The sequence below is a fragment of the Cobetia sp. genome (assembly GCF_983723665.1).
Map to the genome: position 1 here is coordinate 46,402 of NZ_CFDJES010000003.1, position 13,653 is coordinate 60,054.

The window sequence follows — 13,653 nt, forward strand, 5'->3', positions numbered from 1 at the left end:
CCCGGCAGCAGGCGCTGCCATTGCTCATTGTCGGTCAGCGGATCGGTGGCGATCACCGAGACCACATCGGCATCGGTGGTGTGCTGCTGGAAGTCGACGCTCATCTCGAAGTCGGTGAGGCTCGCCTGCCCGAAGGGCGCGCGGCGCGTGATGTGCGCCAGCTTGGTGGAGCAGTAGGCGTAGAGATGCACGCCGTCGGAGAGCAGCAGATTGAAGACGCCAAGCCCGCGCAGACGCTCGCACTGGGCGTGCAGATGCCGCCACAGGTCTTCGCACCGCGCCGGCGGATTCGGGAAGGCGCGCCGGATCTCGCCGAGCAGGAAGCAGGCAGCGTGCTCGCTGTCCGTGCTGCCCACTGGGCGATAGTACGGCAGGGGCAGTGCCTGCCAGTCCGCCAGCTGACCATTGTGGGCATAGCACCACTGACGGCCCCACAGCTCGCGCGTGAACGGGTGGGTATTGGCCAGCGTCACCTGGCCGACATTGGCCTGGCGAATATGGCTGATGACCATCTGCGACTTGATCGGATAGTCGAGAATCATGCGCGCGATGGGCGAATCCACCGACGGATGCGGGTCACGGAATTCGCGATAACCGCCCTCTTCATAGAAGGCGATTCCCCAACCATCGCGGTGCGGACCAGTACCCCCGCCTCGCTGCAGAAAACCGGCGAAGCTGAAGCAGATATCGGTCGGCACATTGGCACTCATGCCGAGCAGTTCACACATGGGGTTCCTCCCGCTGAGTCGGCTTGCGCGTCATGCGACGCACCAGCATGATCACTACCAGCAGGCCGATCACACCGGCCACGGCGTAAGCGATCATGCGGCTTTGCGGTGATTCTGCCTCACGCTGGGCAAAGTCCGAAGCTCCTTCGAACCACTGACTGATCAACGCAGGCACCTTGTCGATGGGCAGGCGGCCCTTCATCAGCAGATCATTGAGGTCTTCCTTCTCCTCCACCGCCTGATCCAGGCCCTGAATCTCACCGAAGGACTCACCCTCGATGGGCGAGCGGTCCAGATTGGCGGCGCGCCGCGCCGCATTCTCGTTGAGGGTGTAGGGGGCCAGATCGATCACCCGCGAACTCCCGCCCAGTGCGATGCGCGCGCTGATCTGCACATCGGCACTGACGTCACGCTCCAGCGGCGGCAGCTCGATACGCCAGCGACTCTCGCCCGCTTCCGCCACGCTCAACGGCTCGCCCTGCAGCGTCGCGTCCAGCTGGGTGTTGGCGGTGTTGAGCAGCGGATGGCGTGCGCTGACCTCCAGCGCGCTCGGCGGCGTCGCATTCTGCGCATTGCCACCGATCGGCTCGACCAGCAGCGGGTCGACCACACTGGTGCGCTGGCTCAACTGACGTGCAAAGGGCGCGCCATCGCGCTGGCCCTCGATGGTCAGCGTCAGGCGAGCGCCACCCGGTTGCTGCGGCGGCGGCATGTTGACGCTGAACTGCGCGCCGTCACGCTCAAGACCGCGCTGCTGGGCGCTGGTCACGGCTGCCGTTTCTGCTGACATGCCACCCTCGTCTTCCGGCACCAGACGCGCATTGCCGTCCAGCGTCGCCAGAAAGTCCTGCTCAGCGACATCACGTGCACCGTCGACCAGCGAGGCTGAAAGGGAATAGCCAAAGCCGCGATACAGCGTGGCCGGCAGCGGGCGCGACACCAGCGCCAGGTCTGACACCACGGTGATGCGGCTATCGACGCCCACCTGCCCTTCGATACGCCACTGCCCGGCCTCGGGGTCGGTCACGGTGATCAGGTCATAGCGCGGCTGATGTTCCCAGCGCACGCCCTCGGGCAACGACGCCTTGTCGGCCAGCGAATAGCGCTGACCATCCGGCGCGATCAATACCGGCGCGCTGTCATCGGGGCCATGGAAGACCAGCGCCGTGAATTCCTCGACACTGCCATCGATGGTGAAGCGCTTGTCCTCGAGCGGCACCAGCTCGCCGGGCACGATACGGTCGAGCGCCCCGAGGAAGGCACGCAGCAGGTCTTCCGGGGTCTCGGCGACCGTCGCCAGCCCGCCGGTGCCATCGGCGACCTGCTGCAGCAGATCGATATCGGCATTGCGCGACAGCGCGACGGTATGCACCGTGATGTTGTGCGCCGCCAGCTGCGGCGTCAGCTCATCGGTGATGCGCTGACGCGAGGCGCTGTCCGAGGCGGCCTTCTCGCTGCTCGGTTCACGCAGGTCGACCATGCCATCGGAGAGCAGAATGACCTGACGCGGCCCCTGGCCATCGATGCTCGCATCGGCGCCTTCGGCGGCGGCACGCAGGCCCGCCTCGAGGTCGGTGTACTGCTCGTAATCGTCCAGCCGCCCTTCCAGGCCGCGGGCCGCCTGTTTCCAGCCCGCATCGACCGCGCCCAGTGCCAGCAGGGGCTGCACCTGCTCACCGAAGCCCCACAGCCCCGCACGCGAGCGCTCCGGCAGCAAGGTGACCAGCAGGTCCAGCGCACTGGCGCGCAGATTGGTCGGGTCGTTGTGCTTCATGCTGCCGGAGACATCGATCGCCATGCGCAGGTCAGGCGCAATGTCGCGTGCCGAGCCACTGGCTGCGTTCGCGTCACTCGCGACATCGCGGGCCACGAACGGCATCTGCTCAGCCTGTTCGCTTGACGACTCATCTACCGGCTCACTCACCGACTCACTCATCGGCTCGCTGGCCGAGGCGTTGGCCGCTGACGATGCCTGCTCGGCGAAGGCCGAGGGCGACGCGAGGCTGATGCCCGCCAGCATCAGGGCCGCCAGCCAGCGCGCCCCCGCACCCTTCGCTAGAGGGCCGGATGAAGAGCCGGACGCAAGCCCTGGTGAACGGACTGGCTCAAGAGACGAAGTGACAGCTACATCACGGGGCATGACAGATCCTTAGTCCACGCTCGGACAATGCACGGCTGGCGCTGATCGAACGACGCTCGATCAGAGCGACGGTTCCTGACGGTCACGGCCTGCGCGGGTACGCGCCGACGCACGTGCCGGGGTGCCACGTTTCTCGCTACGCAAGCTGGCGCCAGCGGCGTGGCCCTCGCGCACTTCCTCATCCTCCCGCTCGTGGCCATGAGGCTCGCGGCGCTGCTGGGCGGCGCGGCGACGCTGTTCACGTCCGCGACCCAGCCACCAGATCACCAGCCCCAGCACCACACCGGCCCCGATGCCCAGTACCAGCATGCCGAAGGCCGAGGCCATGCCACCACCATCCTTCTGCACCACGCTGACGGCAAAGGCCACGATGGCCGGTGCAAGGCCGGTGTAGGCATCTTCCGCGACGCTGGCCGTGACGTGAAAACTGGTCGGTACGGCGATCATGCCGGCGATACCGCCGACGAGGATCCAGCGCAGGAAACGCGGCAGTATTCGCACCGCCATATAGCCGGTAAACAGCACTACCGCCGCCAGGCCAAAATAGATCAGCCACATCTGCGGCAGCGAATCGGAAATCATCATGCCCTTCACTCCTGTCATAACATCCTGTCGAGACTGACATTCTGAGGGGTGCCTCTCCTGTGCAGAAGCAGCCGGCACCTCAGTTCAGCCATCGAGTCATCCCATCATCGGGGCCACACGTTGCGTGGCACCAGAGGCTGCGCATTCATCTCTCACGGCGGCGATGCCTCCCATGAGGCAAGGGCTTGCGCACGCTGTGGGACAGGCTCAATGTTACACTCCATGCCCGCCCGACACACTCGAGCACCCCACTTTCAAGAGGTAGCCATGCCCGATAGCCCCGTCCAGCGCCATTATCGTGCCGATGACCCCGAATGGCACTGGCTTGAAGAACGCGACACGCCAGAGGTCACCACCTTTCTCACGGCGGCCAACGCCGAGAGCGATCGCTGGTTCGCCCCGCTCGCGCCGCTGAGCGACTCCCTCTATCACGGCCATCTTGCGCGCCGCGAACTGGCCGTCTCAAGCCTGGCCGAGGCACTGGATCACTACGTCTATTGGAGCGAGACCGCCGCCGACGCCGACTATCCGGTCTGGTGGCGCCATGCGATCGGCGCCGACCCCGCCGATACCCGCCAGCACGAATGCCTGCTGGACCTGCAGAGCCTGTCGCGCCATCACGATTTCGTCGAGCTGGGCGATATGGCCATCTCCCCGGATGAACAGCAACTGGCATGGACTCTGGACACCAGCGGCGACGAGGTGTTCAGCCTGCGTCTTGCAACACTGAACGCGGCGAATGGCGACTCACGCAACGCCGGCCACGATGACGAGTGTCTGCTGGAGGATATCGGGCCGGACCTGGTGTGGGCCGAGGACGGCCAGCACCTGCTGTTCACGCGCTATGACAGCACCCAGCGCCCCTTCGAGATCTGGTGCCTGAATGTCGCTAGCCGCGCCGAGACGCTGCTCTATCGCGAGGAAGACAGCGAATTCTGGGTCGGCATGGGCAAGACCCGCTCACGCGCCTGGCTGATTCTGGAGACCGCCTCCAAGGACACCAGCGAGACCTGGTTGCTCCAGGCCGACACCCCGTTGGGTGAGATGCGCCTGGTGCGCGCCCGCGAGACCGGCGTCGAGTACGGCGTCGACCACCGCCCCGGCCACTTCTATGTGCTGCACAACAGGCAAGCGCCGCACTTCCAGCTCGATATCGCCTCCGAGCATGCGCCCGGCGACTGGCAGCCGCTGATCGCCACCCGCGATGAGGTGACGCTGGAAGGCGTCGAGGCCTTCAGCTGGGGGCTGATGGTCGATGAGCGCGATCACCGTCAGGCCCAGGCCTGGCTGCGGGTGATCGAATTCGAGGGCACGGCACCGACACAGACGATCTGCCGCGACGAGCGCCTGGCGATGCCGGAGCAACCGCTGAGCCAGGGGCTGGGCGACTGCCCGCATTTCGACGCTCGCCGCCTGCGCATCCGCGAGGAAAGCTTCACCACGCCGCCGAGCTGGATCGAGCTGGACCTCGACACGGGTGAGCGCCGCCTGCTCAAGCGTCAGACCGTGCATGGCGATCTCGCGCCCGAGCAGCTGATCAGCCGCCGCCTGTGGGCGACCTCCGACGATGGCGAGCAGGTGCCGGTCTCGGTGGTCATGCGGCGCGACCTGTGTGATGACGCAGGCCGCCCCCACGCTCCGCTGCCGGTATTGCTCTACGGCTATGGCGCCTACGGCGAGACGCTGGACCCCTGGTTCTCGATCGCCCGCCTGGAACTGCTGACGCGCGGCGTCGCCTTCGCGGTCGCCCACGTGCGTGGCGGCGGAGACCGTGGCGAGCCCTGGTATCTGGCCGGCAAGCTGGAGCACAAGGAAAACAGCTTCAATGACTTCCTCGCCGCGCGTGATGCGTTGGTCGAGCAAGGCGTCGGGGCCGCGGATCGCATTGCCGCCTACGGTGCCAGCGCCGGTGGCCTGCTGGTCGGCGCCAGCCTCAACAAGCGTCCCGAGGCCTTCTGCGCCGCGGTGCTCGATGTGCCCTTCGTCGATGTGCTGCGCACCATGGAAAATCCGGAGCTGCCGCTGACCACCGCGGAATACACCGAGTGGGGCAACCCGCACGAGAACGAGGCGCGGCGTCGTATCCGCGCCTATTCGCCGCTGGACAACCTGAGTGCCGCGCCCTATCCGCCGCTGTTCCTGCAGGGCAGCTGGCATGACACCCGCGTGCCCTACTGGGAGCCGGCCAAGCTGTATGCGCGTCTGCGCCAGATGGACTGCACGCCGCATCCGGTCCTGTTGCGCACCGACATGAGCTCCGGCCACGGCGGCGCCTCGGGTCGCTTCAAGGCGTGGCGTGACAATGCGCGCCAGGACGCCTTCCTGCTGTGGGCGCTGGGCGTGTGCGAGAAAGCCGACGGCAATGAGGCCATGCGCGACGACGACTGAGGTGCCTGTGCTTGCTTGTCTTTCGCACAGCGCTGTGACTGTCGGATAGCACCCTGACAGCCGCATACGACAAGGCCCCCGCCGGTTACCCGGCGGGGGCCTTGATGTTTTCGTCAGCTCAAGGGAGCACTACTGACCTGACGAAGGGTGCAGCATGACTGACTCAGCGCGGATCGAGCTTGGCCAGCTTGGTGGCGATACGATCACCATAATCGGCATCCGCCTGACGGAAGTGCGCGATCATCTTGTCCTGGACCACGTGGCTGACGCCTACCATGGTGCCGGCGATGACGTCGGTGATGCGCGTCTTCTGGCCTTCATCGAACAGACGATAGAGGTTGCCGGCCTGGCTGTAGTTATCCTCATCGCTGTTGTCGTGATAGCCCATCCAGGCGTTCTGCTCCAGCGGCATCGCCGGCTCGGCGACGGTAGCGTCCGGCACCGGGGCGCCCTGATCGGCACGCTCGTTGGGGTAGAAGTTGGTGCGTGAGTACTGGCCACCTTCCTTCGTTTCTCCCGGTACACCCTGACCGACCTGGCCGCCCAGCGGGCCGCCACCGTGACCGGTGACCGGGCACATGCCCGCCATCACGCCATCACGCTGGTAGTGGTTGACCGGGCAGACCGGACGGTTGACCGGCAGCTGCTCGGCGTTGGCACCGACACGGTAGCGGTGTGCATCGGCGTAGGCCCACAGACGAGCCTGCAGCACGCGGTCCGGGGAGGCGCCGATACCCGGCACGAAGTTGGACGGCGAGAAGACGGACTGTTCGACTTCCGCGAAGTAGTTCTCCGGGTTGCGATTGAGCTCCATCTTGCCGACTTCCATCAGCGGGAAGTCACCGTGCGGCCACACCTTGGTCAGATCGAACGGGTTGATGTGGTAGTCACGTGCCTGGGCTTCGGTCATCACCTGCAGGTTGACGGTCCAGCTCGGACGCTCGCCACGCTCGAGGCGGGTGAACATGTCGTGCTGGTGGAAGTCCGGTGCGACCTGCGCCGCTTGATCGTCGGTCAGCGTCTCGTGGCCCTGGTCGGTCTTGAAGTGCCACTTGACCCAGACACGCTCGCCCTTGTCGTTCCACAGGCTCAGCGTGTGTGAGCTGTAGCCGTTCATGGTGGTCAGCGACTTCGGGATACCGCGGTCGGACATCAGGATGGTGACCTGATGCAGCGCCTGCGGATGGTTGGCCCAGAATTCCCAACGATTCTGCCAGTCGACCATGTTGGTGCGCGGGTCTTTCTTCTGGGTGTGGATGAAGTCAGGGAACTTGGACGGCTCGCGGATGAAGAACACCGGCGTGTTGTTGCCGACCATGTCCCAGTTGCCATCCTCGGTGTAGAACTTCAAGGAGAAGCCGCGCACGTCGCGAGTGTTGTCGCCGCTGTCCTGGCCACCGGCCACGGTGGAGAAACGCGCCAGCAACGGGGTCTGCTTGCCGACGCCCTGCAGGAAGCGGGCGATGGTCAGGTCAGACAGGTCACGGGTCAGGGTGAAGGTGCCGTAGGCGGCGACGCCACGGGCGTGGACGACACGCTCAGGGATGCGTTCACGGTTGAAGTGCGCCAGCTTCTCGAACAGACGCCAGTTGTCGAAGGTCAGTGAACCATTCGGGCCCGCTGTCTGGCTGATGTCATCGTGAGGCACCGGGGCGCCGTTACCTGTGGTATAGCGTGGAGTCTGGGACATGTAGACGTTCTCCTGTCAGGTAGAAAAAAGCGCTATCAAACTCGACTGGCAAGGCCAGATGCTGCTGATGTCACATTTTCATGCGCTGCTTGATGTGAAAGCCTGCAGCCCATTGTCGAATCGGGTCGGGGCCGATGCCTGCCCGGCATGTGCTGGCTTGTGACCCCTTGATGCCTGCTTACCTTACGCACCTGGTGCTTCTAGCGATAATCAATTACCAGCATGCCTTCGATAATCAGCCCCTATCACTGAGCCTATCAGCCGCTCTCAGCGGCGTGAACCGCAGGACGGCCCTCGACCCGGCGGTATCACCAACCCTGTTTTCACCTTTCTTCGCTACCCCATCTTCACGTCCGGAAATGACCACATCATGACCATGAAAAAGCCCCCTGACCTTTGCAGGTCAGGGGGCTTGGTGAGTTACATCATACCTTGTGGGGCGTCAGCACCTCATGCCGGCATCTGATTGGCACGCGCATCACGCGACCACACACGGTGAGCCATCAGGGCATCACGCAGCGGCAGGCTGGCGGCGAGCACATCATCCACCAGGATGACGCCCTCCTCGACCGGCACGCGAGCGGCGGCCAGCAGCTCCTTGCCTTCACAGATCGCCACGATGGGCTTCAGGTGCTTGTAGGCTTCCTGGACATAATAGAGTCCCAGGCCCGAGCCGCTCAGCGCCTCGACGCTGCCCGCGCCGCCAGCGACGACGACGGCATCCACCGTCACGGACGGCAGGCCATTGAGCATCGCATCCGGCGACAGCATGGTGCCGTCTCCGGCCTTGATCGGCGCCATGCTCGGGGCGATCAACAGCCCTTCGGCACCCTCGGCGGCCAGCTGCTCCTTGATCGAGCGAACATCTTCCATGGCGACGCCATCGGCAGCCAGGATCGCGACCTTGCGGGTAGCGATGGAGTCCGGCAGGCGCGCCATCAGGCTCAGCGCCGGGTCGCTGTCGACCTGGCTGGTGCCCAGTTCACCGTCCGGCGCGGGCTTGCTGGTCGGTGTCTCGATGCCGTGATTCTCACCGACGCGACGTGCCAGCTCCAGATCGATGTTGGGCAGGATCTCGGTGATCACCCGCTCACGGATCCACGGACGCTCGACCTTGGAAAGCTCGAAGGTGTAGGCCGCGATGATGTGCTCCTTCTCCACGTCAGTCTGGCTGTTCCAGAACAGGGTGGCCTGGGAATAGTGATCCCCGAAGGAGGCGCTGCGCGCACGTACCTTGTGCGCCTCGATGCGCTCATGATACGGCTCGAAACCGCCATGGGCGTCCTGGGACGGCGGTGTCTCGGCCGGCCAGCCACCATCGATGGAGTTCGGCTCGTAGGACGCCTGCCCCGTGTTGATGGTCTGACGATGCTGGGCATCGCGCTGGTTGTTGTGGAACGGGCACACCGGCTGGTTGATGGGAATCTCGTGGAAGTTCGGCCCACCAAGACGCAGCATCTGGGTATCCAGATAGGAGAACAGACGCCCCTGCAGCAGCGGGTCATTGGAGAAGTCGATCCCCGGCACGATGTTGGCCGGATTGAAGGCGACCTGCTCGGTCTCGGCGAAGTAGTTGTCCGGATTGCGGTCCAGCACCATCTTGCCGATCGGCACCACCGGCACCAGCGATTCGGGGATCAGCTTGGTGGGGTCGAGGATATCGAAGTCGAAGCTGTGCTCGTCCTTCTCCTCGACCACCTGGATGCCCAGCTCCCACTCCAGCGGCGCGCCGCTCTTGATGTCATCCCACATCATGCGACGGTTGAAGTCCGGGTCACGTCCCCACAGCTTCTGGGCTTCATCCCAGATCAGCGAGCAGGTACCGGCCACCGGCTTCCAGTGGAACTTGACGAAGCGCGACACGCCTTCACGGTCGATCAGACGGAAGGTATGCACACCGAAGCCTTCCATGTTGCGGTAATGGCGCGGGAAGGCGCGGTCCGACATGGTCCACAGCACGGTGTGAGTGGTTTCCGGCATCAGTGACACGAAGTCCCAGAAGGTATCGTGGGCTGACTGGCCCTGGGGAATCTCGTTGTGCGGCTCCGGCTTCACGGCGTGCACGAAATCAGGAAACTTCATCGCGTCCTGGATGAAGAACACCGGGATGTCATTGCCGACCAGGTCCCAGTTGCCATCATCGGTGTAGAACTTGGTCGCGAAGCCACGCACGTCACGTACCGTGTCGTTGGAGCCACGCGAGCCCTGCACGGTCGAGAAGCGCACGAACACCGGCGTCTTCTTGGACGGGTCGCTGAACACGCCGGCCTTGGAATACCTGGCGGCATTGTCGTAGGCCTGAAAATACCCGTGCGCGGCCGCGCCACGCGCGTGAACGATACGCTCAGGAATACGTTCATTGTCGAAGTGGTTCATCTTCTCGCGGAAGATGAAATCTTCCATCAGGGTCGGACCGCGTTCCCCCGCCTTCAGCGAGTTGTGGTTGTCCGCGATGCGCAGCCCCTGGTTGGTGCGCAGGTCATGCCCTTCGGCGTCGGCGCGATAGGTCTCCAGCGCCTCGTCCTTGGCATGGCCATCACCGGCATTGGGCTTGGTGTCGTGCGGCCCATTGCGGTTGGGATGGGTATAGGGGTTCTCTCCCTCTGCCGAGCGATTCTGGCCCTCGTGATAGGGGCACTTCGCGCTGTCGGCATTCGACTGGGAAGAAGGTGCTGAATCGTGCTCATTGCTCGCCATGCTCAAACGCTCCTGTTTTCGCTAGATCCGCAACGCGCCACTACTGTGGCGCTGAAGGATGATTCGGCCTTGCCGCCTCTTGCCGGCGTACTTCTTGTCCAAGCACTTGTGGTCAAAGCACTTCTCGAACAAGGCACCTCTCGGCGCCGTGACAGATCACCGGGCAGTCAGGTGCCCCGGGTGACAAGAGGCGTTGCTGCGGCGGGTGTCTACATCGAATCCATCCAAACACCCGCGAGGGACTTCACTTGCTGTTGACGACTGCACTTGCTGCTAGCGCTTGCTACTTGCGCGCTTGCTGACAACCGCCTGACGGGGCTCGACACCGCGCCGTCAGGCCTTGGACTTGACCTTCGAGACGATCCACAGCAACACCACCGCCCCCACGACCGAGACGACCAGCGAGCCGATGATGCCGGTGGAGGCCAGCCCCAGCAGCTTGAAGATGACGCTGCCCAACAGGCCGCCGACGACACCGACGACGATGTTGCCAAGAATGCCGAAGCTGCCGCCGCGCATGATGTTGCCTGCGATCCAGCCGGCCAGACCACCGATGATCAACCCAAGAATGATACCCATCTGCTGTCTCCTTCCTTGCTGATGTACAGGCGCTTGGCGCCGCTGTACAAGTCTTGGAGACGACGTCACACAATTAAAAGGGGGGATTTTTCATTTGTCAGAATGAGGAGCCGGGCTGGCCCAGGAAGGCGATTTCTTCCGGCGTGGACTCGCGACCGAGAATCGCATTGCGATGCGGGTAGCGGCCGAATCTACGCACGATGTCCGCATGCAGATGCTCATAGCGCAGGGTGTGCTCGAGACCGGGGCGTGCGAACAATTGTTCGGCGTATTCATGGATGCGCAACGATTCGCTGTGCATCCACGGCATGATCGCGAAGGGCTGCCAGGCCAGCGGAAGGCGGTCCAGGTCGCCCAGCGCGACGGCCTGCTGGGAGAGCGCGAGTGCCAGGTTGTCGCCACTGAAGGCGCGCGGAGTATCGCGATGGATATTGCGCGCGAACTGGTCCAGCAGCAGGATTTCCGCCAGCCGCCCACCGACGCTCGCTCGCCACTCCCACAGCTCACAGGCGAGCGCCTGCTCGAGGCGCGCGGCGAATCGCTCACGCAGCTGGCCATCGAGGGCATCGCTCTTGCGAAACCAGTCCTTGGGCGTCAGCTGAGTGAACCAGTAATCGAGCACCTGCCGTGCCTGGGGATGGCTGTCCGCGATCAGCGTGGCGCCGTCAGGTTGCGCGGATTCCGAGGGGTTTGAGGGGGGCATTGAGGGGGGCATCGAAGGTGTCCTTGCGTGGAGTCGGGAAGAAAGCCGCGCGAAAGGCCTGGCTGATCGCAACATCTTTCACTGCGAGTGCCGGGCCTGAGCGGCGCGGGGCGATCATGGTTCTGACACCGGATCTTCATCTTGAGCGTGGAAAGTAGCCTCTCCCATCAGCGCTGTCAGCCTTTGCGGCATGCCCCGCGCTGGCTGGTGCCCTGATGTCACTTGTGTTGCCACTCTCTATCTCAACCTGACGCCAGACCGTTACAAGGAAGCCCGTCATGTCCCGCCGTCTGTCTGATCTGCTGCCTTTGCGTTCCTCTCGCAAGTCCCACGCCGCTCAAACCACCCCCACACCCCCCGCTTCGCCAAGCGCTGCGCCAGCCGGCAATGGTGCTGCGACAGTCACCCCCGCCGGCGCCCCGTCACGGATGGACCGCCGCCAGCTGCTGGGGCGCGGCCTGCAAGGTGCCGGGGTCGGGCTGCTGGCGACCACGGGCCTGCTCGGCGCTCCCGCCATCGTGATGGCCGAAGGACGGCGCCCGCGCATGCCCTCCGGCGTGATGAGCGGCGACGTGACCGCCAGCCGCGCCATGCTGTGGAGCCAGAGCGACAAGCCGGCACGCATGCTGATCGAACTGGCCGACAATCCCGAGATGCGCGGCGCCTTCCAGATGCGTGGCCCGGTGGCCCTGCCGGCGGACGGCCTGACCAGCAAGCTCGACCTGACCCGCATCGGCACTCGCGCCAACGCCAGCGGCGAGGTCTTCTACCGGGTGCGCTACGCGGCGCTGGATGACCACCGCGCCATCAGCGAGGCCACCGCCGGTCGCCTGGTGTTGCCGCCGAGCGCCCAGACACCGCGTGCGCTGCGTTTCGTGTGGTCCGGTGACACCGTCGGTCAGGGCTGGGGCATCAACCCGGACTTCGGTGGCCTGCGCCTCTACGAGACCATGCGTCAGGTCAAGCCGGACTTCTTCCTGCACTCCGGCGATACCATCTACGCCGATGGCCCGCTCGAGGAGAGCGTCACCCAGCACGACGGCAGCCTGTGGCGCAATATCGTCACGCCCGCCAAGTCCAAGGTGGCAGAAACGCTGGACGAGTATCGTGGCCAGTACGCCTACAACCTGATGGACGAGAACCTGCGCCGCTTCAATGCCGAAGTGCCGATGTTCGCCCAGTGGGACGACCACGAGACCACCAACAACTGGTACCCGGGCGAGATTCTCGAGGATGATCGCTACACCGAGAAGAATCTCGACGTGCTGTCCGCCAATGCGCGTCGCGCCTTCCTCGAGAACATGCCGCTGCGCACCGGCCCAGCCGCACCGGAGCGCATCCACCGCAACTTCAGCTTCGGGCCGGGGCTCGAGATGTTCATGCTCGACATGCGCAGCTTCCGCGGTGCCAATTCCGCCAACCGCCAGACGGGACGCGGGCCACAGACCGACTTCCTGGGTCGCGATCAGCTGGCATGGCTCAAGCAGTCGCTCAAGGCCAGCACCGCCACCTGGAAGGTCATCGCCTCCGACATGCCGATCGGACTGCTGGTGCGTGACGGCGACAACTTCGAGAACGGCGCCAACGGCGATGGCGAGGCGCTAGGGCGCGAGCAGGAGATTGCCGAACTGCTCAAGTTCGTACGCGATCACGACATCCAGAATCTGGTCTGGCTGACCGCCGATGTGCACTACACCGCCGCACATCACTACTCGCCCGAGCGCGCCGTCTTCAAGGACTTCACGCCGTTCTGGGAATTCGTCAGCGGCCCGATCCACGCCGGCACCTTCGGTCCCGGTGAGCTGGACAACACCTTCGGGCCGAAACTCGAATTCGTGAAGGCGCCGCCTGAGGGGCGGGCCAACATGTCGCCCAGCGAGGGTTTCCAGTTCTTCGGCCAGGTGGATCTCGACCCCGAGAGCGAAGCGCTGACCGTGACGCTGAAGGACATCCACGGTGCCTCGCTCTACCAGCAGGTACTGCCCCCCGCCGGCGCCAGCGCCTGACAGCGGTTTCGGTTTCTGCCACCCGTTTCTGACACCCGCTACTGGCACCGACTTCCGATACCGACTTCTGACAACGACAACACCCCGCCTCCTGCTGTCGATCGACACGCAAGAGGCGGGGCGTTCTGGTCATGGCG

General features: G+C 64.6%; 9 protein-coding genes. 2 read left to right on the forward strand and 7 right to left on the reverse strand.

From position 1 onward, the window contains the following. The 3 genes from AC4FAH_RS00875 to AC4FAH_RS00885 form a co-directional block, all read right to left on the reverse strand. Window positions 1-728: class II glutamine amidotransferase (locus AC4FAH_RS00875; RefSeq protein ID WP_490245553.1), on the reverse strand; the 728-nt coding region annotated here is incomplete at its 3' end. After that, window positions 721-2,868 carry a VWA domain-containing protein gene (locus AC4FAH_RS00880; protein WP_348682288.1) on the reverse strand — a complete coding sequence of 716 codons (2,148 nt, stop codon included), beginning with the start codon at window positions 2,866-2,868 and terminating at the stop codon, window positions 721-723. The genes AC4FAH_RS00875 and AC4FAH_RS00880, both read right to left, overlap by 8 nt. A 60-nt stretch (window positions 2,869-2,928) precedes the next feature. Then, window positions 2,929-3,453 (reverse strand): hypothetical protein, encoded by a 525-nt coding sequence (locus tag AC4FAH_RS00885; protein WP_286989004.1) that lies wholly within the window; start codon window positions 3,451-3,453, stop codon window positions 2,929-2,931. 267 nt (window positions 3,454-3,720) lie between these two features. Between AC4FAH_RS00885 and AC4FAH_RS00890 the strand changes: the two genes are divergently transcribed. Continuing rightward, the gene (locus AC4FAH_RS00890) at window positions 3,721-5,841 is read left to right on the forward strand and encodes a S9 family peptidase (RefSeq protein WP_490245554.1); all 2,121 of its coding nucleotides are present in this window, start codon (window positions 3,721-3,723) and stop codon (window positions 5,839-5,841) included. A gap of 163 nt (window positions 5,842-6,004) precedes the next feature. Here the strand turns inward: AC4FAH_RS00890 and AC4FAH_RS00895 are convergent, their stop codons facing one another. The 4 genes from AC4FAH_RS00895 to AC4FAH_RS00910 form a co-directional block, all read right to left on the reverse strand. Further along, window positions 6,005-7,531 (reverse strand): catalase, encoded by a 1,527-nt coding sequence (locus AC4FAH_RS00895; protein WP_153635106.1) that lies wholly within the window; start codon window positions 7,529-7,531, stop codon window positions 6,005-6,007. A gap of 450 nt (window positions 7,532-7,981) precedes the next feature. Further along, window positions 7,982-10,228, reverse strand: a complete 2,247-nt coding sequence (gene katE / locus AC4FAH_RS00900; protein ID WP_225347539.1) for a catalase HPII — start codon at window positions 10,226-10,228, stop codon at window positions 7,982-7,984. 333 nt (window positions 10,229-10,561) lie between these two features. Then, window positions 10,562-10,807 carry a GlsB/YeaQ/YmgE family stress response membrane protein gene (locus tag AC4FAH_RS00905; RefSeq protein ID WP_043333988.1) on the reverse strand — a complete coding sequence of 82 codons (246 nt, stop codon included), beginning with the start codon at window positions 10,805-10,807 and terminating at the stop codon, window positions 10,562-10,564. A 97-nt stretch (window positions 10,808-10,904) separates the two neighbouring features. Beyond that, window positions 10,905-11,522, reverse strand: coding sequence for a DUF924 family protein (locus AC4FAH_RS00910; protein ID WP_286988998.1), 618 nt, complete (start codon window positions 11,520-11,522; stop codon window positions 10,905-10,907). Window positions 11,523-11,788: 266 nt separating this feature from the next. Here AC4FAH_RS00910 and AC4FAH_RS00915 point away from each other — a divergent pair, with 266 nt between their 5' ends. Further along, on the forward strand, window positions 11,789-13,516 hold the full coding sequence (locus AC4FAH_RS00915; RefSeq protein WP_286988996.1) for an alkaline phosphatase D family protein: 1,728 nt from the start codon (window positions 11,789-11,791) through the stop codon (window positions 13,514-13,516). Window positions 13,517-13,653: the final 137 nt, after the last annotated feature.